Source organism: Microbulbifer maximicatervae (SeqCode) (genome assembly GCF_056232625.1).
Genome location: NZ_CP174324.1, coordinates 4,510,310 through 4,533,574 on the forward strand (window position 1 = coordinate 4,510,310; position 23,265 = coordinate 4,533,574).

At 49.9% G+C, this 23,265-nt stretch carries 22 protein-coding genes; 6 read left to right on the forward strand and 16 right to left on the reverse strand.

Annotation, left to right across the window (positions count from 1 at the left end; genetic code table 11):
• Positions 1 to 57 precede the first annotated feature (57 nt).
• The 4 genes from ACJJI6_RS19695 to ACJJI6_RS19710 all read right to left on the reverse strand — a co-directional run bounded on the left by ACJJI6_RS19695 (position 58) and on the right by ACJJI6_RS19710 (position 3,723).
• Positions 58 to 768, reverse strand: a complete 711-nt coding sequence (locus ACJJI6_RS19695; protein WP_475711830.1) for an outer membrane beta-barrel protein — start codon at positions 766 to 768, stop codon at positions 58 to 60.
• Positions 769 to 985: 217 nt separating this feature from the next.
• Positions 986 to 1,696 (reverse strand): outer membrane beta-barrel protein, encoded by a 711-nt coding sequence (locus tag ACJJI6_RS19700; protein ID WP_475711831.1) that lies wholly within the window; start codon positions 1,694 to 1,696, stop codon positions 986 to 988.
• A 142-nt stretch (positions 1,697 to 1,838) separates the two neighbouring features.
• The gene (locus ACJJI6_RS19705) at positions 1,839 to 2,504 is read right to left on the reverse strand and encodes a replication protein P (RefSeq protein ID WP_108734620.1); all 666 of its coding nucleotides are present in this window, start codon (positions 2,502 to 2,504) and stop codon (positions 1,839 to 1,841) included.
• Positions 2,416 to 3,723: a DnaT-like ssDNA-binding domain-containing protein gene (locus tag ACJJI6_RS19710; protein WP_108734619.1), complete on the reverse strand. Its 1,308-nt coding sequence runs from the start codon at positions 3,721 to 3,723 to the stop codon at positions 2,416 to 2,418. The genes ACJJI6_RS19705 and ACJJI6_RS19710 overlap by 89 nt, the downstream gene beginning before the upstream one ends.
• Before the next feature lie 200 nt (positions 3,724 to 3,923).
• Between ACJJI6_RS19710 and ACJJI6_RS19715 the strand changes: the two genes are divergently transcribed.
• From ACJJI6_RS19715 to gbpA, 4 genes are all read left to right on the forward strand, one after another.
• A complete protein-coding gene (locus ACJJI6_RS19715; protein ID WP_475711832.1) occupies positions 3,924 to 6,167 on the forward strand; it encodes a heavy metal translocating P-type ATPase in 2,244 nt (747 codons plus the stop codon).
• Positions 6,168 to 6,536, forward strand: a complete 369-nt coding sequence (locus tag ACJJI6_RS19720) for a cupredoxin domain-containing protein (RefSeq protein ID WP_475711833.1) — start codon at positions 6,168 to 6,170, stop codon at positions 6,534 to 6,536.
• A gap of 155 nt (positions 6,537 to 6,691) precedes the next feature.
• Positions 6,692 to 7,519 carry a DUF417 family protein gene (locus tag ACJJI6_RS19725; RefSeq protein WP_475711834.1) on the forward strand — a complete coding sequence of 276 codons (828 nt, stop codon included), beginning with the start codon at positions 6,692 to 6,694 and terminating at the stop codon, positions 7,517 to 7,519.
• Positions 7,520 to 8,304: 785 nt separating this feature from the next.
• A complete protein-coding gene (gene gbpA, locus ACJJI6_RS19730; RefSeq protein ID WP_475711835.1) occupies positions 8,305 to 9,957 on the forward strand; it encodes an N-acetylglucosamine-binding protein GbpA in 1,653 nt (550 codons plus the stop codon).
• Positions 9,958 to 10,202: 245 nt separating this feature from the next.
• On the opposite strand, the gene ACJJI6_RS19735 is transcribed toward gbpA, so the two are convergent.
• Complete coding sequence (locus tag ACJJI6_RS19735) at positions 10,203 to 10,928, reverse strand: L,D-transpeptidase family protein (protein WP_475711836.1); 726 nt, start codon at positions 10,926 to 10,928, stop codon at positions 10,203 to 10,205.
• Between the two features lie 306 nt (positions 10,929 to 11,234).
• Entirely contained in the window at positions 11,235 to 11,846 is a 612-nt protein-coding gene (locus tag ACJJI6_RS19740) for a TetR/AcrR family transcriptional regulator (protein WP_475711837.1), read from the reverse strand.
• Positions 11,847 to 11,980: 134 nt separating this feature from the next.
• Between ACJJI6_RS19740 and ACJJI6_RS19745 the strand changes: the two genes are divergently transcribed.
• On the forward strand, positions 11,981 to 13,051 hold the full coding sequence (locus ACJJI6_RS19745) for an MBL fold metallo-hydrolase (protein ID WP_475711838.1): 1,071 nt from the start codon (positions 11,981 to 11,983) through the stop codon (positions 13,049 to 13,051).
• A gap of 130 nt (positions 13,052 to 13,181) precedes the next feature.
• Here the strand turns inward: ACJJI6_RS19745 and ACJJI6_RS19750 are convergent, their stop codons facing one another.
• The 8 genes from ACJJI6_RS19750 to ACJJI6_RS19785 form a co-directional block, all read right to left on the reverse strand.
• Complete coding sequence (locus tag ACJJI6_RS19750) at positions 13,182 to 13,619, reverse strand: hypothetical protein (protein ID WP_475711839.1); 438 nt, start codon at positions 13,617 to 13,619, stop codon at positions 13,182 to 13,184.
• A gap of 28 nt (positions 13,620 to 13,647) precedes the next feature.
• On the reverse strand, positions 13,648 to 14,919 hold the full coding sequence (locus ACJJI6_RS19755) for an alpha/beta hydrolase (protein ID WP_475711840.1): 1,272 nt from the start codon (positions 14,917 to 14,919) through the stop codon (positions 13,648 to 13,650).
• A 145-nt stretch (positions 14,920 to 15,064) separates the two neighbouring features.
• Positions 15,065 to 15,811, reverse strand: a complete 747-nt coding sequence (locus ACJJI6_RS19760) for a copper resistance protein B (RefSeq protein WP_475711841.1) — start codon at positions 15,809 to 15,811, stop codon at positions 15,065 to 15,067.
• The gene (locus ACJJI6_RS19765) at positions 15,804 to 17,594 is read right to left on the reverse strand and encodes a copper resistance system multicopper oxidase (RefSeq protein ID WP_475711842.1); all 1,791 of its coding nucleotides are present in this window, start codon (positions 17,592 to 17,594) and stop codon (positions 15,804 to 15,806) included. Before ACJJI6_RS19765 ends, ACJJI6_RS19760 begins: the two co-directional genes overlap by 8 nt.
• Before the next feature lie 11 nt (positions 17,595 to 17,605).
• Positions 17,606 to 18,094: a DUF411 domain-containing protein gene (locus ACJJI6_RS19770; protein ID WP_445362551.1), complete on the reverse strand. Its 489-nt coding sequence runs from the start codon at positions 18,092 to 18,094 to the stop codon at positions 17,606 to 17,608.
• Positions 18,095 to 18,202: 108 nt separating this feature from the next.
• Positions 18,203 to 18,550 (reverse strand): hypothetical protein, encoded by a 348-nt coding sequence (locus ACJJI6_RS19775; RefSeq protein ID WP_475711843.1) that lies wholly within the window; start codon positions 18,548 to 18,550, stop codon positions 18,203 to 18,205.
• Positions 18,551 to 18,632: 82 nt separating this feature from the next.
• On the reverse strand, positions 18,633 to 19,430 hold the full coding sequence (locus ACJJI6_RS19780) for an oxygen-binding di-iron domain-containing protein (protein WP_108734605.1): 798 nt from the start codon (positions 19,428 to 19,430) through the stop codon (positions 18,633 to 18,635).
• A gap of 13 nt (positions 19,431 to 19,443) precedes the next feature.
• Entirely contained in the window at positions 19,444 to 19,887 is a 444-nt protein-coding gene (locus tag ACJJI6_RS19785; RefSeq protein ID WP_413663411.1) for a pseudoazurin, read from the reverse strand.
• 261 nt (positions 19,888 to 20,148) lie between these two features.
• Between ACJJI6_RS19785 and radA the strand changes: the two genes are divergently transcribed.
• Positions 20,149 to 21,543, forward strand: a complete 1,395-nt coding sequence (gene radA / locus ACJJI6_RS19790; RefSeq protein WP_444896030.1) for a DNA repair protein RadA — start codon at positions 20,149 to 20,151, stop codon at positions 21,541 to 21,543.
• An 82-nt stretch (positions 21,544 to 21,625) separates the two neighbouring features.
• Here the strand turns inward: radA and ACJJI6_RS19795 are convergent, their stop codons facing one another.
• Together ACJJI6_RS19795 and ACJJI6_RS19800 are read right to left on the reverse strand one after the other, a co-directional pair.
• Positions 21,626 to 22,732: a YHYH protein gene (locus ACJJI6_RS19795; RefSeq protein ID WP_445355615.1), complete on the reverse strand. Its 1,107-nt coding sequence runs from the start codon at positions 22,730 to 22,732 to the stop codon at positions 21,626 to 21,628.
• A 52-nt stretch (positions 22,733 to 22,784) separates the two neighbouring features.
• Positions 22,785 to 23,039, reverse strand: coding sequence for a hypothetical protein (locus tag ACJJI6_RS19800; RefSeq protein WP_475711844.1), 255 nt, complete (start codon positions 23,037 to 23,039; stop codon positions 22,785 to 22,787).
• Positions 23,040 to 23,265 lie beyond the last annotated feature (226 nt).

Genomic DNA, 23,265 nt, shown 5'->3' on the forward strand with positions numbered 1-23,265 from the left:
TTAGTTAATGGCGGTTTATGGAGAGGAGTTCTATCAGTATTTAACAGGGTTTTATCATTAAAAATGCATACTCCACCCCATGGTGATAGTTTCACTATCTATTTCATCCAGAAACGTATCGCCCCCAATTTTTGAAAACTGTTCCCACTCTATCCGTAGGCTCCACTTGCCCCTGTAGCTATAGTTAACACCAGCACCATATGCCCAGTGGAATCCATTGCTGCTATCGGTTAATTCACCTCTGACAGGAGTTAATTGTTCTATTAAACTGCCATTTTCAAGCTGGTATAGGATAAAAACTTCACCCTTCTGAATCTCATTGGTTTCCGCGTACCAGATGCCGGTGCCAAGTTTCCCGAATAAGCTAAATGACTCTCCTAGGGGAAGATGCGCCAGGGAAAATATATTGAAAAGCTGGCTATCAAAATCAGAGAAATAGTTTAAATATTCACCATCCCCATATGAGATATGGGTATCCAGCTGGTACTTATTGAAATTTTGATAGCTGGCTTCAATTGCCAGGTAAGGTGTCCATCGAATTCCTGCAAATAGTTTCCAGGCGTTATTTTTATCATCACACCGATTGAGATCCACTTGATCTAAGCTGGCGCTAATTTGTTGAACTCGCTTCTCTGCTTCGCTACACAAGTTATTGGCATGCTGGTTACCAAAAGAGATACCAGCATATTTGTGTGAGTAGAAATCGGCGCAAGTAAGGGCGGGAAAGGAAAGTAGAAAAACAATGAATAGGGGGCTAAAGCGGTTCATGGCTTGACCTTGTTTGGCTTATATGGGGGACCGCTGAAGCTGATTTTAGAGTGAAATTTGATTAAGGCAACCACCAAAATAGTAACGTCTTTTAGATTGGTCGAAGGCAGGTTCTACTCTATTAACTGAATTTGGCGCCTAAAGGTAGAGTTCCCAGTAATAGTTCGGGGGAACTCTATTTAATTTATATAAAGTTATAGGTGTCAATTAACAAAATTCAAAAAAGCCGCCCTAAACCCAGTGATAGTGTTTCTGCATTGAAGTCTACTCCAGCGGGCTCCAGTTTTTCCCACTCCAGTCTCCAAACCCAATGATTCCTATAGGCATAATTCATCCCGACCCCAATTCCCCAGTGAGGGCCTTTGTGGTTTTGGGACTTGTCTTTATCGAGCGTCTGAAGTTGTGTTGTGAATTGTCCATTGGATAATTGCTGGGGGAGATAAAATTGAGCGGATTGTTGCTCTGATAATTTCCCTCTCCAAGCTCCGCCCCCGACTCTGGCAAACATATTTATGTTGGAGTTAATAGGATAAAACCCCAATAAAAAGGCGGTCAATAAATGTGTTTTAACCTGGTATGCAGCCTTTGCATACTCTCCATTTTCATTATTGGTATAAAAGCTGCTTTGCGCAGCTGAAGGTTTTAGATAGCTGATTTCAAGGGCGAGGTATCTGTTCCAGCGCAAGCCGCCATAAAGCTTAATCGTACTGCCGCTACTATTGCAATGAAAGCGTCCGTCTGTAGATCCTTGAGGAATCTGTGATTTTATCCGGGGGTTTGCAGATGAGCAAAATTGAGGATAAGAGGTTTCACCGAGGGTAGCCCCAATATATTTCCTGTTGGCAAAGTCAGCGCTGGTATTTGTAGCGAAAGTGAATATAAGGCTGGAAAACAAGCTTGTTTTTAAGGTGGTCTTAAAATTATTCATGATCTGTCCTGTGCTTTGTTTATTTTTATTTCAAGCACAGTAAAGCTAGATCAGGGCTTTTACTTAACAAGTCATTGGCGTGAGGGCCTTTAGGTATAAGGCCCTGTATTCAAAGTCAGAGTAAGCAGTTGGCTGTTAATTTCTAAATGCCAAGCTTTGCTCGCATCTCCGAGAGTCTTTTCGAATTTTCTTCCTTGGAAAGTGGTGAGCCGGGGTTTTCCTCCAGCTTTAATTGCTCTGGAGCGGTTAGTTTTTCTCCCCCCAGGACTCGCTCACATATTTTTCGATAGTGCTCGGCAAAGACCGGGTAGGCGATAGACTCGGGGTTATTGGCAAGAAAAAACCAGTTGGATTCCCGCCCAGCGTGATAGATCGCTAAGTGGCTCCAGTTGTAATTGGTTTTGGGGCTTGGGGCATTGCAGGCCTCACGATAGGCGGCGCGAGCTTCCGGTAAACCATTCTCCCCAGCAGCGCACAGCTGCAGCATTTTATGTACGGTGGGCAGGTACTCGCTTTGCAGGATCGCTCGCTTGGCACCCTGCATAATATCCTGGGGAGCGAAAGCAAGCAGGGCTTCCAGCCAGAGGCGCTTGGCGTGGTGAAGGGTTTCAGTGTCTGGAAACGCTGCGCTGAACTGATTGTGATAATTCAGTTTAAACAGCGCAAATACTTCATTGATTGCGCGCTTCTTTTCGTTCAGCAGTTCCTGGCCCTGTTCACTACCAGTTTGTGTCTGTGAGTATGTCGCCGATTGACCGGTCGCGGGTGCGCTGGTTGGTGTTGTTGTGGGAGTCTTGTGGATTGCCATAAGAGTTTCCTATTGCCAGTTTGTTGCGCTCCGCCCACTGGTGGCGCGCGTGACGCACAAATACGGCGTCCCAGCTTTTACGTGCGGCATTTTGACCGCGCCAGTAAATAATAAATTCCGGAACCAGGGATAGAGCAAAGTCGCGATCTATCTCGCATTGGTTCATCAAATGACTCAGGCAGTCACCACTGGGCTGCCAGTTGCGGGAGATAGGTTTGGCCACCGGGTTTTTCTCAATACCCTGGCAGTAATAGGCCCACTCTTCCCGCGCATACTCGATAAACAGTTCACCCCAGCGGGCACTGTGGCCACCGCGCTCGGTCCATTTATAAATAAATTCCGGTAGCAATTCGGCGGCAAAGCGCGGATTGATGGCCAGGCGCTGCAACTGCTCCCAGGTGTGCTCGCTGGGCTGCCAGTCGCGGGACATAGCAGTGGGCTTGCGCTTTTCAATAAATGGCGTGTCCTGCTTTTCCCAGTCTTCCATAATCCAGTCATTGAATTCCAAATCCCAGGAAATGGACTGCTTGCCACTGGAGCGGTGGTAATCGAGAAAGCGCTGTAGGCCGCGGCCGACAAAAGTGCTGGGGACTCCTTCGTCTGCCAGCTTGCGCAGGGTCTCATCGCTGGGTTGCCAGCCGTTGGGCAGAGGCTGTTTGCGCTGAGCAGTTGCTCGAAAAGCCTCCCATTTGCTTTTAACCTGGCGCAGGAACAGGGAGCCAAAGGAGTGGCGGGGCTCGGCGCGCTCGCGCCAGTAAGTGACAAACTCCGGCAATTGCTCCCTTACAAAGTGCTCGGGAATACCCAGTTGGGCGATACGTGCCATGGTTTCACTATCCGGCTGCCAACTGGGGGCAATAGTGTTGGCATTGCGGTTGGACGGGGTAGGGGGTGTTGCCACCGGGCGCTTGTACTCACCGGGCAGGGCGAACTTCAGAATCTCGCTACTGCCGAATGGTGCCGCCCCCAGCAGAAGGGCACCCTGGTTGCGCAAGCTGGTGGCTACCCGCTGGATATCCGCCGCCTGCCAGAAGGGCAGCAGCAGATATAGCTGCTCCCCCTCGGCGGTATACCAATCCCGGCCTCCGTAGGGCTCCAGGGGAAGGAATGGAGCCAGGTCGCCAAGTGCAGTGAGCAGCACAGCTTCCTCCAGGCCGACAGTGGCAGCCAGAGAAGGAGAGATACTCAGGGGTCTTTCGGGGAGCAGGGGATGTGTCATGGCGCGATAATAACATTCCGGCGCATCGCATGCGCGATCATTGGCGAATCCTCAGCCTTTTCCCGCCCCTGGTGCCAGCCACTAAGCTGAAGGATGAATTGACTGCGAAATTTCGGTAGGCGGTGCGCTGCCAACTGTTGCCTTCCCCTAGCGGTAAGGTTGTAACTTTGTCGCTGTAATTGGTGTTGCGGGAGAGCAAGATGACGAAGGAGCAACAATCTGCGCCAACGGTGTTCCGTTTGAGTGGAGTCAATTGTGCCGGTTGTATCAACAAAATTGAGACTGCGGTTAAGACCGTAGCCGGGGTGACTGATGCCCGGGTAAACCTGTCCGATAAAACCCTGTCAGTATACGGCCCGACAGAGGCTGAATCCTGTATCGAAGCCGTCCGAGGCGCGGGCTACGGCGCTGAACTCCTGCGAAGTAGTGAACGAGAGCAGCGCGCGGAACAGCGGGAGCAGACACAGAGGCACTATCGCCAGCAATTGTGGCGCTCGGCATTTGCTCTGGGCGTGGGCGTGCCAATGATGGCCTGGGGGCTGATCACCGACAAAGTATCGGTGAATACCCCGGCAGAGCAGCTGGCCTGGGGTGTTATGGGACTGATTACCCTGGCGGTGCTGGTCTTCTGTGGCGGCAATTTCTTCAGTGGCGCCTGGAAGGCACTGCGTCACCATAATGCCACTATGGATACGCTGGTGGCCCTGGGCACGGGAACGGCCTGGTTATTCTCTATGATCGTGGTATTGGTCCCCCATCTCTTACCGGAAGCGGCACGACATGTGTACTTCGAGGCCAGTGCCATGATTATTGGCCTGATCAGCCTCGGCCAGGCACTGGAGATTCGGGCGCGCGGGCGCACCAGTGCCGCAGTGGAGAAGCTGCTGGAACTCCAGGATACGTCTGCGCGGGTATTGAGAGACGGCCGAGAGGTGGACCTGCCTATCGAGCAGGTGCAGCAGGGAGACCAGCTGCGCGTCCGCCCCGGCGAGAAAATTCCGGTGGATGGCACTGTGCTTGAAGGGCGCAGCCTGGTAGATGAATCCATGCTCACCGGGGAACCAGTGCCGGTGAAAAAGGCGGAGGGTGACAGCCTCGCCGCCGGCACCCTGAATAAAAATGGCAGCCTGTTGTTTCGCGCAGATAAAGTGGGTTCCGACACCCGTCTCGCGCAGATTATCGAGATGGTAAAGAATGCCCAGAGCTCCCGGGTACCTATCGCGCGTTTGGCGGACAAGATTTCCGGCATCTTTGTGCCAGTGGTGATGATTATTGCCCTGGTGGCCGCACTGGTTTGGTTCAACTTGGGACCCGATCCTCGGGTTGCCCATATGCTGGTGGTACTGACTTCGGTGCTGATTATCGCCTGCCCCTGTGCCTTGGGTCTGGCGACTCCCATGTCCGTTATGGTGGGGGTGGGCAAAGGTGCCGAGTACGGTGTACTGGTGCGCAACGGCAAGGCCCTGCAACAATCCTGCACCCTGGATGTCCTGGTTGTAGATAAAACCGGGACTCTCACCGAGGGTTCTCCGCGTCTAACGGATATTGATAGTGATGGCGACAGCGATGAACTGCTGCGTTTAGTGGCGAGCCTGGAGCAGGGCTCAGAGCACCCCTTGGCCGAAGCCATAGTGACGGCCGCTCACGATAAAAACCTTGAATTGCAGTCTCCAGCCAACTTTGAAGCCATCACAGCTCACGGTGTGAGTGGTGATATCGGTGGCAGTCGCGTGCTGTTGGGGAATACCAAGTTAATGCAAAAGGAGGCTGTTTCCCTCGATGCCTGGAGTGAGCGGGCAGCCAAATTGGCCGAGGTGGGGCGCACGGTGATGTACGCCGCCGTGGACGGCAAGTTGCGGGGGATTATTGCCGTAGCCGATCCGATTCGCGCTGATGCGCAAGCTGCAATCGAGCGACTGAACAAACTGGGTTTACGCATTGAAATGCTTACCGGGGACAATCACGGCAGTGCCGAAGCGGTTGCCCGGCAACTGGGCATCGACCGAGTTCACGCAGAACTATTGCCGGAAGATAAAGAGGGGATCGTCGCTGAATTGCAAAAAAAAGGCGAGCGAGTGGGTATGGTGGGTGACGGGATTAACGATGCCCCGGCCCTGGCGCGGGCCGATGTGGGCTTTGCGATAGGTGCCGGTACCGATGTTGCTATTGAGAGCGCCGATGTCACCCTAATGCGTTCCTCTCTACACGGGGTTGCCAATGCAGTGGAGTTGTCCCGGGCCACTTTGCACAATATAAAGCAAAACCTGTTTGGCGCATTTATTTATAACACTCTGGGTATTCCCATCGCCGCCGGTGTCCTCTACCCGATTACGGGCATGTTACTGAGCCCCATTGTTGCCGGTGGTGCTATGGCGCTTTCCTCCCTGACGGTGGTCAGTAATGCCAACCGCCTGCGCTTCTTTAAACCATCGGAGGCTCGCTAAATGGCTCAAGTTCTCGTAAATATCGTCGGTGTGCTGATGATTCTGGCTGTTATCTGGTGGTTTTGGTTGGGGCCAAAAAGAAGTGCCAGTAAGGCGACGCCGAGCACGGATAATTTACAGATTCTGGTTAAGGATGGAGTTTACGAACCGGATCTTATCCGCCTGCCCGCTGGTCGCACAGCGACTTTGCATTTTCACCGGGAGGACCCCAGTCCCTGCTCCGAGTGGGTATTGTTTCCAGACTTAGAAGTCAGCGCTCAGCTTGCCCTGAACCAGGATACCTTGGTGGAAATACCAAAAGCCGAGCCGGGTGAATACCCGTTCAACTGCCAGATGCAAATGTATCGGGGCACATTGATACTGGAGTAACAGTAAATGTGATTCTCTATGGGGGTGTAATAATTCCCCGGGCCAAGACGACATAGATTTAACCAATACCCCAGAGCCGCCTTTCACCTGTATGGAGAGAGGGGCTCTGGTCAGGCTGGTGACTAAGCTCTAATTTGTTAAGAGGTCGTCAACAAATGTCTTTTCTTCTTCGAAAACTTCCCTTCGCCCTGGTGGCCATCGCCTTTGCGCTTATTGCGGTGGCGCTTTTTTCCGGCCAATGGGGTGGTATCAAGCGCGTATTTGAATTCTACGGTGTCACTAATGAGGAAGTGCTTTCCTCTATACGTTTACTGACCGCCATTATTTTTTCAGTCGCCGCTATTTTGGGGGCACTCGCCTTTCGCTTTGAGCGGGTTATTAAGCCCCTGGCAATCCTTCTGATTTTAATATCGCTAGTGCCCCCACTGAGTCTTCTTGGCAGCGGCCATTGGATCGACTCCCTGGGCGGCTTTCCGGCAATTGGCTCAGGACAGGGGATAATTAAGTACTTTGCCCTGTTAACCTTGGGTATTACCTGGTTGTATCGGGATTCGTTGAGCCCACTAAAGCTGATATGGCTCAATTATTTCCCTGTTGGCTTGGTATTACTCTGGATTGGTGGGATGAAATTCACAGCGCTTGAGGCTGAGGGGATTGAAGGCCTGGTAAGCACTTCGCCACTGATGTCGTGGTTATACAGTGTATTTAGCGTGCAGGTGGCCTCAAATCTTATCGGTATATATGACTTGATTGCGCTGGCTATCCTCGCCTTGGGTATTTATATCCGACAGCTGTTTTGGCCAGGATTATTGCTTTGTGCCGCAGTATTTATAACAACCCAGACCTTCCTCTACTCCTACCCGGGTAGTTGGGTAGCTCCTTGGCAACTTAGCTCCAGCGGTATTTTTATTATTAAAGACCTGTGGTTTATCGCAAATCTGATATTAATCTTGGGCTTTAGAAGCTCCATGATTAAATCTTAAAACTGACGGGGTCAAAGAGTTGCTCTGAGGCCCCAAAATATCGGTTTTGATTCATCGGGGATACTATTTGTAAGTTATCGAAATGTGGCATTTTCTGTGGGCTCAGGGATATCTGGCCGGCGTGAATTTAGTAAAGTGAAAGCTTTAAAAAAACTAATATTTTTAATTTTCATTGGGAAGCCCTCTGCCCGATTATTTATAGAGGAGGTATTGGCCGTTGTTTTCTAGGTTTTTTCTGTTTCTATTTTGTCGTGGGTGCACCGTGTTTTTTTGCCGGTAAGCGATAGGTGGAGTTAGTTAGGGTTTCATATTGAGTTTCGGGAGGACTTAAGTGTGAAATTCATAGTTCTTCCATATTTTGTTTTTATATTTTTACAAACGGTATATTCGGATTTATACCTGACTGCCCTTGCTGGAATAAAATACCACTAAATGTCGCCTTTATTGATATTATGTTGCATTAACTGCCCGAAATTATGGTCTTATTTTTTGTTTTAGGTCGTCATTTTTCTATTTTGTAAGAAATTATTTTGTCGTTATTTATGTTTTTATTTTTGTGTTTGTATGGAACTTTTAATGGGATGGTATTTATTAAAAATTAGACTTATCTTTCGGTGACACGCTGAAAGTTGTTTGTTTAAATTATAAAAATAATAGGAACCGTGCCAATTAGTGGTGGTCCATAACTCTGTCGCTAGCGTTGCAGGATTTACATCCTCTAAAAGTAAAAATTTGTGTTCAGCTGGGGAAGGAAGTTGAGCGCAAAGTAATAAATGGGCAGAGATATGATTCTACGTAAGAAAAAATTAGCATCCATATTTAAACAACCGATAGTCAATCGCACATTAATGGCAGTGGTATTAGCCGGTGCCAGTTCTAATGCTTTCAGTCATGGTTATGTTGAGGCCGCTGACGGTGGTGTAGCTTCTGCGCGTGGTACCCTGTGTAAATACGCATTAGATACCGGTGAAATGAATTTGAATTGCGGCGCAGTTCAGTGGGAGCCACAGAGTATTGAAGGTCCTGAAGGCTTTCCCGATAGCGGCCCTGCCGATGGGCAAATTGCCAGTGGAGGAAGCAGTGCCTGGTCTGAGCTTAATGAACAGACATCTGATCGCTGGGTAAAAAATTATATTAGCTCCGGTTGGCAAACCTTCAAATGGTACTTCACCGCCAACCATGTAACTCGTGATTGGAAATACTATATTACTAAAGAAGATTGGAATCCGAATTCAGTCTTGACTCGCGATCAATTTGATCTCGACCCATTCTGTGAGATAGATGGCAATTATGAACAACCAAATGTAAATACAACTCATGAGTGTCAGGTGCCAGATCGCGAGGGCTATCATGTAATTCTGGCTGTTTGGGATGTGGGTGATACGGTTAACGCTTTCTACAATGTTATCGATGTGGAGTTCGATGGCGATAATGTCACTAATACCGAGTGGAGCGCTGCGGGTACCATCAATCCGACGCAGGACTTGAACGTTGGCGATAAAGTGTATACCCGTGTATTTGATGGCTCAGGTGAAAACTCATCTTACAGCACTGTTTTGGAAATTGCCTCCGAAGAGCAGGGCATCGCTGAAAACTGGTCACACGATTTGGCTGAGTTGATTAATGCAGAGCAGACCGATATCCGAGCCGGTGATTTCGATGGTGATAACAGCTTTGAGCCTCTGTACGGTATCAACCGCATTTATCTAAAAGATGGCAGTGGCCTGGAAAATGTCGAGATCGGTTACGAGTTGAGCGAAGAAGAGCCCAACTATGAAGTAACGGTAAGTGGCCTTGAAAGTGAATACACAATTACAGGCGGTGCTATTTCTCTAGACTTGGCTCTCAGTGCTACGGGAGATGTCAGCGTTGAGGTTACAGTGGTAAATCATGGCGGTGATACTCTAGCAAGCTATAGCAATAACATTGATGATGGTGATACTGCCAGTACTAGCTTGACTCTCTCAGAGACTGTAGCAGGGCACCATATGGTTGTAGTGGTGGTAAAAGACCGCGATGGCAACATGGTTGATCAAAACACTCTGAACTTCTACCTGGTTGAAGACACCTCTGGTGATGATGACTCCTCGAATGGGGATGACGATACTTCCAATGGTGATGATGACTCCTCGAGCGGCGACGACGATAGCTCCAACGGCGATGATGACGCTTCTAATGGAGACGATGATACTTCGAACGGAGATGATGATAGCTCCAATGACGATGACCAATCCTCGAGTGATCAGGATTATGATTATGTCTTCCCTAGAGGCCATAGAAACTATGCTGCAGGCACCAAAGTCCTGGGCCGTGACGGTAATGTCTACGAGTGTAAGGACTCTGCTTACTCCCACTACTGTAAGGAAGTAAAAAGAGGTGCAATACAGTTCGAGCCAGGTGTTGGAGGGAACTGGGAGATACTCTGGGAAAGACTGTAATTTATTCCCGATAAAATAAAAAAGGCCCCTTTTGGGGCCTTTTTTTATCTTGAACTGAAAATATCGATTAACTATATAGGAGTAGAACTATGCACTTTTATGACTCATAGTTATATTGCGGGGTTTTTGGGGCGCTATGTATCAAATCATTTGATGAGTATCAGGCAGTGATTTTTTAGCTGCTAGTAGCTTTCTGCCTACTCGTTGGTTTATTGCCATAATTGGCAACTTTGATACTTTAAATGTTAACTTTCATTAAAGGTATACAGGCCTTCGACAACTTCTACATTGGGAGGGCGCCTATATTTGTTGAAGTAATCGTATCCTTCTTTTAGGTTCAGCCAAAAAGAATGCCATTGATTATCTTTGTATTGAGATAAGACCTCATCCTCAAGTGGAAATGGGAAGGAGTGAACCCTGACAACTCTTTGTCCAGATTCTATCGCTGAAGCAGTAAGTGCATATATTTCATTGATAAATGGATTTGTCATTGCAAAGCAGCCAATAGATACACAGTCTCCATGTATCATAAGAGCACTACCTGTTCTGCCATGGTGCCGATCATATTGATTGGGATACCCTAGATTAAATGAAAGATGATATTGGCTCCAAGGGTTTAACCGGCTAGCATTTACAAAGTAAAAACCTTCCGGGCTTTGTAGATCACCTTCTCTCAATTTTGGCCCCAGCTCTCCTGAGAAAGTGCAAATATCGTAGCTTTTAAACTTAGAATATAAATTATTATCCGACTCTATCCAGACCTCTAAGATACCGGGGTTTTTAAATATGCGAATAAAAATAGGGGCGCCATACTTAAGCCCTTTTTCAGAAAGCTCCTGTTTAAGCTCCTCTTCAACACTAGATATAGATGTTTTTGCTCTAACACTTGTGGGGATGACTTCCGCTTGTAAACAAGAGCTTACTACACAGAGTAAGAATATAAATGTAGAGGCTACTTTAGGATTTCTCATGCTGGTATTTTTTTGGGTTGGCCTTCTCTTAAAGCAGTCGAGGGTATTTAGGCATATAGGATGTTGGCGGTTTTCTCTTGTTAACAATTGTTATGGGTATTAATTTATATTAATAATTAAATTTTGAAAAGCTGGTTGCGTTTGTTTTCTGGATGTTAATTTAGTGGTGATAAAAGCCAGTAGCCAGATGGGACTATGGCTTCAATTTCTGAGAGGTGTTTTTCTCGTTGGGATTTAGTAGGTCATTTGTCGGAAGCCATGAATGTAGATAGAGTGGCCAAGAAGGATTCGGCCACTATGGTAGGTCTATGCTTGGTAATAACTTAAAAACATCGCAGCGGTGCGCTCGGCCAGTGCCTCTTGCTCGGCGGAGCTCGGTGGGCCAGAGAGTTGAAGTAACTGAGGCCAGTAGCAACCGCCCTTAATCAGGTTGTGAATCTGCCCACTGGCGACCTCTATGTCGAGAGACTTTAGTCGCCCATCAGCTACGGCAGATTTGATCCAGCGCTGCACCCCGGTTTCATGGGCCTTATATTTTTCCATTTCCTTCTGTAGTGCTTCCGGCTGGTGGAAGAAGTAGTCGAAGGCCATGCGGTTAAGCTCAATATACTGCGGGTTGCAGATCGTTTTTATTTCCTGCTCTAACAGTGTGCGGAGTTGTGATTGCATATCACTATCCGGGTAGTAGTCACAATCGGAGGGCTGGGTGGCCTGCTGCCAGAGTTCACCGATCAAATACATCACCAGGGCTTCTTTACTGGAGAAGTGGTTGTACACGGTGCGTTTTGATACCTGTGCTCGGGCTGCCAGCTCGTCCATACTCGTGCCCTGCACTCCCAGCTCCTGAAAAGCCTGCTTGGCGGCATCAATAATAGCTTGGCGTTTCAGCTCACTTCTGGTTGGTTTCTTTTCAGTCATGGGTATCTCTGTGAAATCTGGGCCGGGGGATTCCATTGCCGGCGAGTTACTTCTTACGCAAATTTTACACTATATAGTTTACTTTTATATAGTTACTTTATACACTGCACTGTATAGTTTACATGGTAAGTGAAATGAAGAAGCGCTGGTGGATTCTGGCAGGAGTGATTGTTATGTCGGTAGGTCTCTTTGGTAGCTGTACAAATCAACCCGAGAAGTTCCGCAACAGTGATGCGGACTACAAAGTCAGTAGTGGCGGTATAGTTGAGATGATCGGCGCCTACATTAAGGCGGATCGTGCAGCCCCCGCACCGGTGAAGCCTATTCCATTGCGACAGATTCCCGCTGCGGAGCTGGCTGCCCCAGTCGCTGAGAGTGCCGTATATCGCCTCGGGCACTCCACGGTACTGATTCGAATGGATGATCAGTATGTTTTGACAGATCCGGTATTTAGCAAGCGGGCATCCCCGGTTCAGTGGATGGGCCCGAAGCGCTTTCATCCATTGCCCATAGAGATTCGAGACTTGCCTTCGATTAAAGCGGTCGTTATCAGCCATGACCACTACGATCATTTGGACAAAAATAGTATTCGCGCACTCAAGGATAAAGTAGAGCAATTTATCGTTCCTACCGGGGTGGGAAGTCGTTTGCGTAACTGGGGAATTCCGGCCGAAAAAATTGAGGAGTTGGCCTGGTGGGAATCGTTTGCCTTGGGCAGTTTGCACTTTACCGCGACCCCGGCTCAACATTTTTCCGGGCGTGGACTAACGGATAAAGACTCAACATTGTGGGCCAGCTGGGTAATTGAAGGGCGCGAGGGCCGTATATTCTTTAGCGGTGACAGTGGCTATTTTAGTGGCTTTCGTGAAATTGGTGAGCGATTTGGTCCGTTCGACCTGACACTGATGGAAACGGGTGCTTACAACAAGCTTTGGAGTTCGGTTCATATGATGCCCGAAGAGAGTGTACAGGCACATCTCGATCTCAGAGGGCGAGCAATGTTACCTGTCCACAACAGTACTTTTGATCTTGCCCTACACGATTGGTATGAACCTCTGGAGCGCGCACAGACGGCAGCCAAAGATCAGGGTGTCACTTTGGTAACGCCTATCATTGGAGAGGCTGTTCGCCTGCAATCTCCCACCACAACAAAAGCCTGGTGGAAAGATGAGATGGCTACAGATTTACGCCTGGTGAGTGAGTAGAGAGGTTCTGTGAATTTGCTATTAGTAGCTGGGTGCTGCTGGATTTAGATATCGATATGTTTTCTGTGGGCGAGCTGGAGGTAAATGCCAGCTCGTTTTTTAGTTTTCCACCTTACTAAGTGCCCTTGGCCTAAGGTTCTGAAGAGCAATTATCATCCTCTGTGATCATATGTAAAAGATAACCTGTACTCCTAACAGATATACGTCCTTCTCTAACGCAGCTTGGAAATCCGTAATTAAAAGCAGCAGTGATTACTGTGTCAGGGGTTCCTGTTGCATCACTATAATAGCTGGTAGATAAAGTGAAGCTTCCGGGATCTATTCCTTTGAAGTTGTCTATAACGTCTTTTGGTATTTCAATTGGTGTGTTATTCAGGACAAAAACAAGATTTTTGACGGTTTTTGTAGTATTCGAAAACTCAGGTTTTAAATATACATCAAGTATAAGAGTCCCGATTTCTGTCCGGAAAGTTTTGTAATAACTTATCCTGTCCCACCATCTTGGATTTTCCTGTGAGGTGAATGCCAACGGGGAAAAGAAAATTAGTGTGATAACTATATTTTTCATCTTTAGTGAATAAAAATTTAACTGTATGCTAATTGAGCTTGAGTTCTGCTAGTTGCCGATTTATCGCCGCCGTTTTACTTTTATCCTGATTGCGAGAAATTTCTAGTGCTTTCTTCAAAACATCAGAAGCCTCTGAAATTTCATCATTCTGTTGTAACGCCTGGGCCAAACTTTGGTGGGCATCAATAGAGTTTGGCCGATATTCCACCCATCGCCTTGCAACACTGATAGCTTCTTGGATGCGACCATCCTTTAGTAACAAACTGGTGATATAGCTTAATTTGTTAACATTTCTCCAACGTGTAGCCCTGGGTAAAATAGGAAAGCCATATTTCTGTGAGAGTGATTGGTAGAAATGATCGATATTTTGTAAGGCGTCACCAGGCTGGGATATCAATTCTCGATAATTTGCGGACCATTCTTCGTGGGGATAATTAAGCTCGATAGCCGATAACGCGGCTTTTATAAAGGCACCGTAATGGTTTTCATTGTTAATAATTTCTATTTTTAGTTTGAGGTTCTCTTTTGCGTAAGGAGAAAGTTTGGTGTTAATTTGACTTAAGATTTTTTCATAGCGCTTATCTTTACGCATATCACTGTCAGCCATCGCGAAATAAAAAGCATTGATCTTGTTTGATGAGGTCTGCATACTTGTGGTTATTTCATTAATAAAAGTACTCTCTGAAGTGGGCCCCATACCAAATATGTCAGCTGCAGATAAAAAGAAGTAAGACTGAAACAATCCAGGTTTGTTAGTTAGGGCGTAGAGAGGAAAGATACTGCTAGTTGAGACACCAATAATCATTCTATTGTTGAGTGCGCGGTAATTGCTTTCTAAATATGGGAATAGTTCTTCAGTTAGAAATTTACTATAGGTCTCAGGGTTTCCCAGGGCGCTAAACTTCTCCTCAGTGGTATGCTTCCACATTCCATGTAGGTAGGTTTCCGGTTCATCACCGCCATCATTAAGGCTGATTACAATACTTTCCGGCATACGTTCTACGCTACTTAGATGCTTTACTACCCCGGTTAAGGCGTGGAAAAATTCTTTGCCGTGAGTGCCATTAATAAAGATAACCGGGTATCTATGCTGCTTTGATGCTTGATGGAACGTTTGCGGTAAATATATGTTGATTGGTATTTCACGACTCAAGATTCTGGATGAGAAAAGAATTTCATCACCATAACTCAGGTGTTTGGTCGTGCTAACAGAAGAGTGGCTCTGTGGGCTTTCAGGTTCTGCTGATAGTCCCACACACAGTAAAGAAACTGCGATTAACAGTATTCGGGGAAAAATCATATCACCGGCATCCTTGCTGAATTTAAATTTTTTTAAAAAGGCGATTAAGATCTATTAGATGCTATGACAGATTGAGGGGGTGGTAAAGTTGGTTACAGCTGATGCGAAGTGGTACAACTTGTATAGATATAAAAGTTGGATTTTTTCAAAACCAAGCTCTAAACCCCAGTACCCATACGGTTGAGTCCACATCCTCACCTTCTTCACGGGCGAAATCAGCGGCATTGCCCACTTCCCGTTCATAGTGGACGCCAATATAGGGTGAGAATTTCCTGGTGACTTCATACATTAGCCGAAAGCCGACTTCCGCTTCCGATAAGCCGGAGCCGCTACCTCGGGCCTCATCGTTCTGCCCAAAAAAGTTCAGCTCGATACGTGGTACCAGGTTCCAGTCCTGTGCTAACTTTATTTCATACTCGCCTTCCAGGCGAAATGCAGTACTGCCATGTTCTCCATAGAAAAATACCGCATCCATTTCGAATTTGTAGGGAGACTCTCCAGTAATACCCACAGCAGCCCAATTCCGGCTGGTAGTTTCCAGATTAAAATCGTGGCGAATTCCAATTAGAAAATTCCAGTTTGCCGAAATTGCCCGGCTATAGAGCGCCCAGAGTTCATTTTTTTCGATTTCCCCACTGCTTCGCTCGTAGTCAACTTCGGCAACAAACTTATTTTGCTCTCCGCCATAGCTGAGGTCTCCCTCGATTTCCCCGCCGTTATCACCTCGCAGTTCCACATAGTCGAGGCTGACTTCAGCCATGGGTTCTTCTTCGTTATCCTCGCCAGAGGACTGGTAGCTGTGGTGTTGATGCTGAGGTTCTGCCTGCCCATAGCTGGCCTGGGCAGCAAGTATCCATAGTGTTGCTGCTATCCCTGAAATATTTTTAAACAATGCGCACCTCCCGATACATACCGGGCCTCTGGTAAAGCATTTGACTGTGTAGAGCCCAGCGGCCATAGGTGTCGGCGCTGATTAAGTAACTGATGCTTGATCCGGGTTGCGCGATCACCGTGTGCTTGCGAGGTAAATACTCTCCGTCACCGGTTTCCAGCTCACTCCAAAAACCGTGTAAGTGCATGGGCTGGGGAAGCGTGGTGTCATTGACCAGGGTAATACGCAGGCGCTCCTGGTGCCGAAATAATAATGGGCTGGCATCGCGAAATTTCTCACCATTTATTGACCAGAGATAGCGCTCATAATTGCCGGTCAGGTGTAACTGTAATTCCCGCTGTGGCTCCCGTTCATCCTGGGTGGGTTCATTGCTGCGCAAATCGCTGTAAGTCAGTACACGGCGGTTATAGCGATGTTTATGGTTTCTGAGTCCTACACCGGGGTCGGCGATGCCGTTTGCTGGCGTCAGCGCGCGGTGATCCACCCTGAATCCGGATTCACTTGGCTGGTGAATGATAGGGCTATTGCTACCGAGCCCCGCTGCAGTGATGTTTCCGTAAAACCATCCCCCCTCAGTTGCATCGGGCAAATCGGAATGTTTTTCGGTGTGAGCAGTCTGGGTTGTTTTAAAGTGTGTGCCTGTCTCTTCGGTTTTTCTCGCCAGTCCCAGATCTTGTAGGGTGAGCACTGGGCGATGATCCATCGCGGGAATTTCTGTGCTCAGACGTATATCACTTGTCAGTGTGCCTCGCGCATAGCCACTGCGGTCCATGGACTGCGCAAATATACTGTAGGCTTGTTCACTCTCTGGCTCGACAATTACGTCATAGGTTTCGCCGCTGCCAATACGAATTTCATCGACGCTAACGGGCTCGACATTTTGTCCATCGGCCGCCACCACCTTCATTTTCAGGCCGGGGATACGTAGGTCGAATAAGGTCATCGAAGCTGCGTTAATTAATCGCAGGCGAACCTTCTCGCCAGGTTTAAATAATGCAGTCCAATTGGTATCGGGTGTATGCCCGTTCATCAGGTAGGTGTAAGTCTCGCCTGTGACCTGGGAGATGTTGCGGTCGGAAAGCTGTTTCCAGTTCCATTGATGCCGGTCCCGCCAGGTTCGTGCGACACCTTTTGTGCGCACCTCACGCCATACATCTGTAGCCGTGCGCTGTTGCCGGTTGTAGTAGTCCGGGTCTTTTTTTAGATGGGTATAAATAGTTTGGGGGGATTCATCGCTCCAATCAGATAGGACAACAATATAATCCCGCTCGTAAGAAAATGGTTCTGGAGATATCGGATCAATGACTATTGCCCCAATTAGCCCCCGCTGTTGTTGAAACCCGGATTGGCTGTGATACCAATAAGTGCCACTTTGGCGCACAGGGAATCGGTAGCGAAATGTTTGCCCAGGTCGAATGCCGCTAAAGCTCAACCCCGGTTCGCCGTCCATATCGCTGGGTACCCTAACACCGTGCCAGTGTAGGGAGGATTTGTCGGGTAATTGGTTATGGACATTCAGGGTGACAGTTTCCCCTTCCCGCCAGCGCAAAATGGGGCCCGGTAGACTGCCATTAATGGTCAGGGCTTGTCGTTCGCGCCCGGTAAGATTTACCTGGCGGTAACCGATGGATAAATCAAAGTGGTTACCGCGCAGGGTTGTTGCCGAAGCTGTAGGCGAGTTTGGGCGCGAACTGTGGGGTAACCCCAGCAGCAGGGCTCCCGCTCCGAGACCTGTGACGAAAGTACGCCTCGATACGGCGTCGGTGCGGAAGCTCTCTGTCATCGATGTCCCTTCTAAAACTGCTCCTGTGCCGTATTGATTTCGGCGTAAATTTCGCTGCTGCCGTCTTTGTTAAGCAGCATTACCTGATAGGGCGTAAAACGGTCGCCCACTTCCATACCGGGGCTGCCCAGGGGCATACCTGGCACTGCGAGACCAATGGCATCTTGCGGTGGATTCTGCAAGAAACGCTGTATCAGCTTTGCCGGTACATGCCCTTCAAAAACATAGCCCTGTTCTGACACTGTGGTGTGGCAGGATTGGTAGCGCGGAGAGATATGGTGCTGCTTTTTCACGCCGTTAAGGTCTTCGACATCCTTTGCTACGACGTCAAAGCCACTTTGTTGGGCATGCTCAACCCAAATTTTGCAGCAGCCGCAGGTGGCGGATTTGTAAGTGGTCAGGCTCACAGATTCCTTTTTGGGGTCTGGAGATTCGGCACAGGCACTTAATGCCAGGGTTGTGAGTAGCGCAGCAATAGCGATCAAAATTGAACGGTTCATATGAATTCCGATGATGAGATTAAGGGCGCACACGGGCGCGTGAGTATTTATAAAAAATATTTGGAGTAAAACTGGGGAGTACGCGTATGCCTAGGCATACGGGGCCCGTTAAGTGCGGAATATGGGTGGGCGCAGTGCCATTTCCGGATCTGGAGAGGAATTAAATTCCCGGTAGGCAGTTACAAGTAGATCGCGGTTGTATACAAGGATTTTATATTGAGCGTTTACCGCAGAGCTGGTGCCTGGCCCTGCACAGCAGCTGCATTCAGCAGTGCAACTGGAGGGATGGCAGTCGCTGCAGTTCTCAAGGGTTGCCCCGTCGCAGTGGGCTTTTTCTTCTGCAGCGATAGATACCGCTGGGGATTCGTGTGTTTCCGCACAAGATGACGCAACTGCCTGGCCGCCGAAGGCCAGTAGTAGTATGAGCAAAAATAGGCGGAAGATCCCGGTGTGCATGGCGGTATTCAGAAAACAAGCCAGCCCGCAGTGTATGGGCTGGCCTCTGCCGGTGCAACTTTCCCGCTTGCGGGATGGCGGGTTAAGAGCGGCCCAGGGGTAGGCGGAAGTCCTGGTGTCGCAACAGGTCCGGCCCACATTCGAGGCGCTCGAGCCAGCCCAGGAAGCGCTCTTTGACATCGCCTGAGGCAAAGTAACCGCCGTGCTGGGGCACAATCATTGCGGGGTTGAGTTCCCGAATCATCTTGGCCCAGAGACGACAGGTCCAGTTCCCGCCCATATAGCGGCGGTGGAACCCTTCCATCGACGGCAGATGCTCGTCGAAATCTTTGACTTCACCCTCCTCACCACCGAGTGAGGCACCGATATCGCCGGAAAATAATATGCGGCTGACCGGATCATAAAAACTGAAGTTGCCACAGGAGTGCATAAAGTGCGCTGGCAGCGCCCAGATCTCGCTGTCGCTGAAGGGGATAATTTCTCCCTTATCGTCCAGAGGCATGATGCGTTCCTGCCAGCGTTCAGCACCGGCACGCGAAGCGACAAAGCCGGAAACCAGGTGTGGCAAAAACCGCGACCACAGTTTCGACACCGCCACCTTACAGCGCGAATGCAGCATCCAACGCGGCAGCGAGGCGATAATATCCGGGTCCTGGTGAGAGGCCAGGATCAGGTCCAGTTCGCTCAGGTTCAAATGGCGGCTGAGCTCAATGGTGAGGTGTGTGTAGGTCAGATCGCCGCCGGGATCGATAAGCGCCCCTTTGGTGCCGCGGCGAATAACAAATTGATTGGCCTGTACCCCATCGCTGCCATTCTGCTCTTTAACCAAATCGCCGAACCGCGCAACCAGGTGGTGACCTTTTTCAAATAGGATGTCCACGCCGCGACTCCTCTTATTGGACTTGGCCGAGGTATTGAGTGAGCCTCTCCTTATTCATAGCAATACCGGCATTCATGCCTTCGGCATGCTTCTTGGCTTCTTCCAAGTTGGTTGCCTTACCTACCTGAATTACCCCAACCATACCCAGCGGCAGATGTGGGTCGCACTGGTATACGTAGACACCTTCCTGGTTCAAAGTGACAGTCACCTTTTCTCCCATGCTGCCATTCCAGGTAGCGCCCTCGGCAGGGGACAAAACTGAGTGAGTGTTGTGGGCCGCATCAGTGGGCAGGAAGGTGACAGAATCGCCCGGTGCTACTGCGAGAAATGCCGGTTCAAAAGTCATCATGCCGTCCTTGCCCTGGTTCAGCATCTTAACTTCGTGATCCGCAGCCAGGGCGGAGGTCGAGGCCATGGCGAGCGCCAGAATCGCGCCGCGAAGAGTAATAGACGACATACTTACTTCCTGTTCGATGGTTAGTCAGTGTTGTTCAGCGCCTCCCCATTAGTGGGTAGAGGCAGCGGCGGATGTTATCTCGGAGGGGGCTGGGTGAATTGATCTAGATCAATCGCGTAGATAGACCAATTAGAAGGAGAAGATGCCAATAGAAGGGATCCGTGTAGGAGAGTCATTTTAGACTGCTGAGCACCACCCGCCTCGGCCGGATAAGGGGTAAACTGTGCGCCGATCAATTCTGTGACTTTTCGGGAGAGTGCTTTGGCCACAAAACGTAAAACTGCCTACGTGTGTAATGAATGCGGCGCTGACTACACCAAATGGGCAGGGCAGTGTAGTGCTTGTGGCACTTGGAATAGCCTATCGGAAGTACGCCTGGGACCGGATCACAAGGACAGTCGCGCCGCGAATTTTACCGATGCACAAAGTGGTTACGCCGGTTCCGCTGGTGCTGGCAAAGTACAAAAACTATCGGAAATCGACCTCAGTGAATTGCCGCGTATTCCCACTACGGCCTCGGAACTGGATCGAGTGCTAGGCGGCGGGCTGGTGCCGGGCTCCGTTGTATTGATCGGCGGCCATCCCGGTGCGGGTAAATCCACTGTTTTACTCCAGACCTTGTGCCATCTCGCCACTTCAATGCCGGCGCTATATATCACCGGCGAGGAATCTCTCCAGCAGGTTGCTATGCGCGCTAAGCGCTTGGGGCTGCCCACGGATTCTCTGCAATTGCTCAGTGAAACCGATGTGGAGCGTATTTGCCTGGCGGCCAAGGAAGTGAATCCTCGGGTTATGGTAGTGGACTCGATTCAGGTGATGCACATGAGCGATGTTCAATCGGCACCGGGCTCTGTGGCACAGGTGCGCGAGAGTGCGGCCTACCTGACCCGCTTTGCCAAGCAGACCGGCACGGCGCTCATTCTGGTGGGGCATGTCACCAAAGATGGCAGCCTCGCAGGCCCCAAGGTGCTGGAACATATTATCGACTGCTCCATTCTCCTCGAAGGCACCCACGACTCCCGCTTCCGCACATTGCGTGCCCATAAAAATCGCTTTGGGGCCGTCAATGAACTCGGCGTGTTTGCCATGACAGAGCAGGGCCTGAAAGAGGTATCCAATCCCTCAGCCATTTTCCTGCAAAGGGCCGAGGAGATCGCAGCCGGTTCTGTGGTGACCTCGGTGTGGGAGGGCACCCGGCCGCTGTTAGTGGAGTTGCAGGCCCTGGTGGACGATAGCAGTCTCGGCAACCCCCGCCGGGTAGCGGTGGGCCTAGACCAGAACCGCTTGAACATGCTGCTCGCTGTGTTGCATCGCCACGGTGGGGTCTTGGTGGGGGACCAGGATGTCTTTATCAATGTGGTCGGCGGGGTAAAGGTAATGGAAACCAGTGCCGACCTGACACTGTTATTGGCGGTAGTCTCCAGTTTCCGCAACCGTGTCCTGCCCCGGGATCTGGTGGTATTCGGGGAAGTGGGGCTGTCAGGCGAGATTCGCCCAGTGCCTTCGGGCCAAGAGCGTTTGCGCGAGGCCGCCAAACACGGTTTCCGCAAAGCCATTGTGCCTGCAGCCAACCGTCTTAAAAACGATATCGAGGGAATGGAAATGCACTCGGTCAAAACCCTGGCGGAAGCGCTGGCGGTAATTGATATGAGCTGACACTCCAGTTGGGGACAGCTGTTTTGACAGGGGAATACCTTGCGTATTCCCCTGGAGAAGTGAGTTTTCAGAGCCTCCTGCGCTAGGGGCGCCTAGTTGCTCCCTTGCGCTGGTTGTTACCGGGGCCCCGACGAAAATCCTCTGACGGAGTGCCCTTGTAACAGCGCGGGATAATGGGCCAGTCCTCTGTTAGAAAATAGGCATAGGTGCCCTTGGGGAATTCCGGGGTGCGAACCATTCTGCCGTTGCACTCATCCAATGTGCCGGAGCCAGCCACATAGTGGTAATCATCCACAAAGGTACCATCGTAGTAGCCTCCAGGTTCTTTACTGCCCTTGGGGCGTTTCCCGGATTTCACCTGATAACTTGAAGTCATTGCCGCAATCCCGGATTTCGGTTCCCAACCATCGGCATAGGCGTACAGGGCATAAATGGGGAATCCATCGGCAGCCCAGCCAATCAGTGGCGAATGCCTTTCCTTAGATACCCCCAGGCGCTGCAGCAAACCGGTGGGAATGCCGTGATAGTGGTAGGCGCCATTGGGTTGAACGTGGGCGTAGTTATCGTCTACACCCAGTTGAATCGCACCGGATAGGGCTTCGTAGCGCCAGCGCCCCCGATTGCCCAGGTACCATTCCGCAGCACTGGGGTCGAAAGGCACTCCGTTCAGTCCGATACCAAAATTCTGCAACGGAACCGGTGTAGATTGAGCGGCAATTTGGGGAATAGCCGGAACTCGGAAACGGTAGCGCTGCACCTCGATTTCATGGGGATTGCCGCGATTGGGGAAGGTGCCAGTCTTGTGCTCGGAAATACCGTTGGCCTCAATAACGCGCCAGGGCCCTTGAATACTGATACTCACTTCACTAAAGGTGATGGGCGCCTCGGTAGCAGGGACTGTGTGCTGCAGGCCGTCGGATTGTACCACTGTATGTTTGCGAGCGGTGTGGCGTCCACCAGTGGCGCCCCCTCCTGTAGAGCGCGCAGTCAGTTTGCGCTCGGGAACACAAGCTAGGCCATGTGATTGGGGGTGGTTGCGGCAGCGACCACTGACTCGGCCATTGGGCAGTTCCATTGAGCAGCTGGCGCCACTGGACAGGTTTCGACAAGCCTCCAGGGCGCTATCGGGTACGTGAGCCAGCGAGAGAGGCGCAATACTGCAAAGCCCCACAAATAACCACTTCTTCATAATGACATCTCAAGATTTACAGTACCGCTGGCCGGTTGCGATTAATTGGGAGTTACTGTTCTTCATTTTCCATGGGGCGAGGGCCACCTTTGCCCTTGCCGCCGGCAGGTACACAGACCAGCTGCTCAATCTGCGGGGGCATACGGCAGGTGCCCTCCAATGTGCCTCTGGGTGTCTCGACAGTACAGGCGTCTCCCTCTGCCAAGCTGCTGCAGGCATCAATCGCTTCCTGCGGAGGCTGGCGCGGCTGTGCAGATACATTTGTGGCCAGTAAGAGGGCTGCTACTGGGATAAATATTTTTTTCATCGTGTTCTCCTGTCGTAGGCACTTTGAGGGGAGTCCCTGGAGCCTCAACTTCGCTCATTGGGTTTTGACAGAGGTTATTGCTGTCGCCCGAAACTATAGACTCGGGAAATGGCGATTACCGCTCAGCGAAGGGCTGGCTTCTCGGTACCGCCCTGGACTGCCATCGAAAATAGTCGAGGAATGAGTAAGTAATGTGGATAACTTGTAAAGAAGTGTGGGGCTGGAG

What these genes read in the sequence shown, in the direction of transcription:
- ACJJI6_RS19695 (WP_475711830.1), bottom strand. Translation starts at nt 768, where the DNA reads ATGAACCGCTTTAGCCCCCTATTCATTGTTTTTCTACTTTCCTTTCCC.
- ACJJI6_RS19700 (WP_475711831.1), bottom strand. Translation starts at nt 1,696, where the DNA reads ATGAATAATTTTAAGACCACCTTAAAAACAAGCTTGTTTTCCAGCCTT.
- ACJJI6_RS19705 (WP_108734620.1), bottom strand. Translation starts at nt 2,504, where the DNA reads ATGGCAATCCACAAGACTCCCACAACAACACCAACCAGCGCACCCGCG.
- ACJJI6_RS19710 (WP_108734619.1), bottom strand. Translation starts at nt 3,723, where the DNA reads ATGACACATCCCCTGCTCCCCGAAAGACCCCTGAGTATCTCTCCTTCT.
- ACJJI6_RS19715 (WP_475711832.1), top strand. Translation starts at nt 3,924, where the DNA reads ATGACGAAGGAGCAACAATCTGCGCCAACGGTGTTCCGTTTGAGTGGA.
- ACJJI6_RS19720 (WP_475711833.1), top strand. Translation starts at nt 6,168, where the DNA reads ATGGCTCAAGTTCTCGTAAATATCGTCGGTGTGCTGATGATTCTGGCT.
- ACJJI6_RS19725 (WP_475711834.1), top strand. Translation starts at nt 6,692, where the DNA reads ATGTCTTTTCTTCTTCGAAAACTTCCCTTCGCCCTGGTGGCCATCGCC.
- gbpA (WP_475711835.1), top strand. Translation starts at nt 8,305, where the DNA reads ATGATTCTACGTAAGAAAAAATTAGCATCCATATTTAAACAACCGATA.
- ACJJI6_RS19735 (WP_475711836.1), bottom strand. Translation starts at nt 10,928, where the DNA reads ATGAGAAATCCTAAAGTAGCCTCTACATTTATATTCTTACTCTGTGTA.
- ACJJI6_RS19740 (WP_475711837.1), bottom strand. Translation starts at nt 11,846, where the DNA reads ATGACTGAAAAGAAACCAACCAGAAGTGAGCTGAAACGCCAAGCTATT.
- ACJJI6_RS19745 (WP_475711838.1), top strand. Translation starts at nt 11,981, where the DNA reads ATGAAGAAGCGCTGGTGGATTCTGGCAGGAGTGATTGTTATGTCGGTA.
- ACJJI6_RS19750 (WP_475711839.1), bottom strand. Translation starts at nt 13,619, where the DNA reads ATGAAAAATATAGTTATCACACTAATTTTCTTTTCCCCGTTGGCATTC.
- ACJJI6_RS19755 (WP_475711840.1), bottom strand. Translation starts at nt 14,919, where the DNA reads ATGATTTTTCCCCGAATACTGTTAATCGCAGTTTCTTTACTGTGTGTG.
- ACJJI6_RS19765 (WP_475711842.1), bottom strand. Translation starts at nt 17,594, where the DNA reads ATGACAGAGAGCTTCCGCACCGACGCCGTATCGAGGCGTACTTTCGTC.
- ACJJI6_RS19770 (WP_445362551.1), bottom strand. Translation starts at nt 18,094, where the DNA reads ATGAACCGTTCAATTTTGATCGCTATTGCTGCGCTACTCACAACCCTG.
- ACJJI6_RS19775 (WP_475711843.1), bottom strand. Translation starts at nt 18,550, where the DNA reads ATGCACACCGGGATCTTCCGCCTATTTTTGCTCATACTACTACTGGCC.
- ACJJI6_RS19785 (WP_413663411.1), bottom strand. Translation starts at nt 19,887, where the DNA reads ATGTCGTCTATTACTCTTCGCGGCGCGATTCTGGCGCTCGCCATGGCC.
- ACJJI6_RS19795 (WP_445355615.1), bottom strand. Translation starts at nt 22,732, where the DNA reads ATGAAGAAGTGGTTATTTGTGGGGCTTTGCAGTATTGCGCCTCTCTCG.
- ACJJI6_RS19800 (WP_475711844.1), bottom strand. Translation starts at nt 23,039, where the DNA reads ATGAAAAAAATATTTATCCCAGTAGCAGCCCTCTTACTGGCCACAAAT.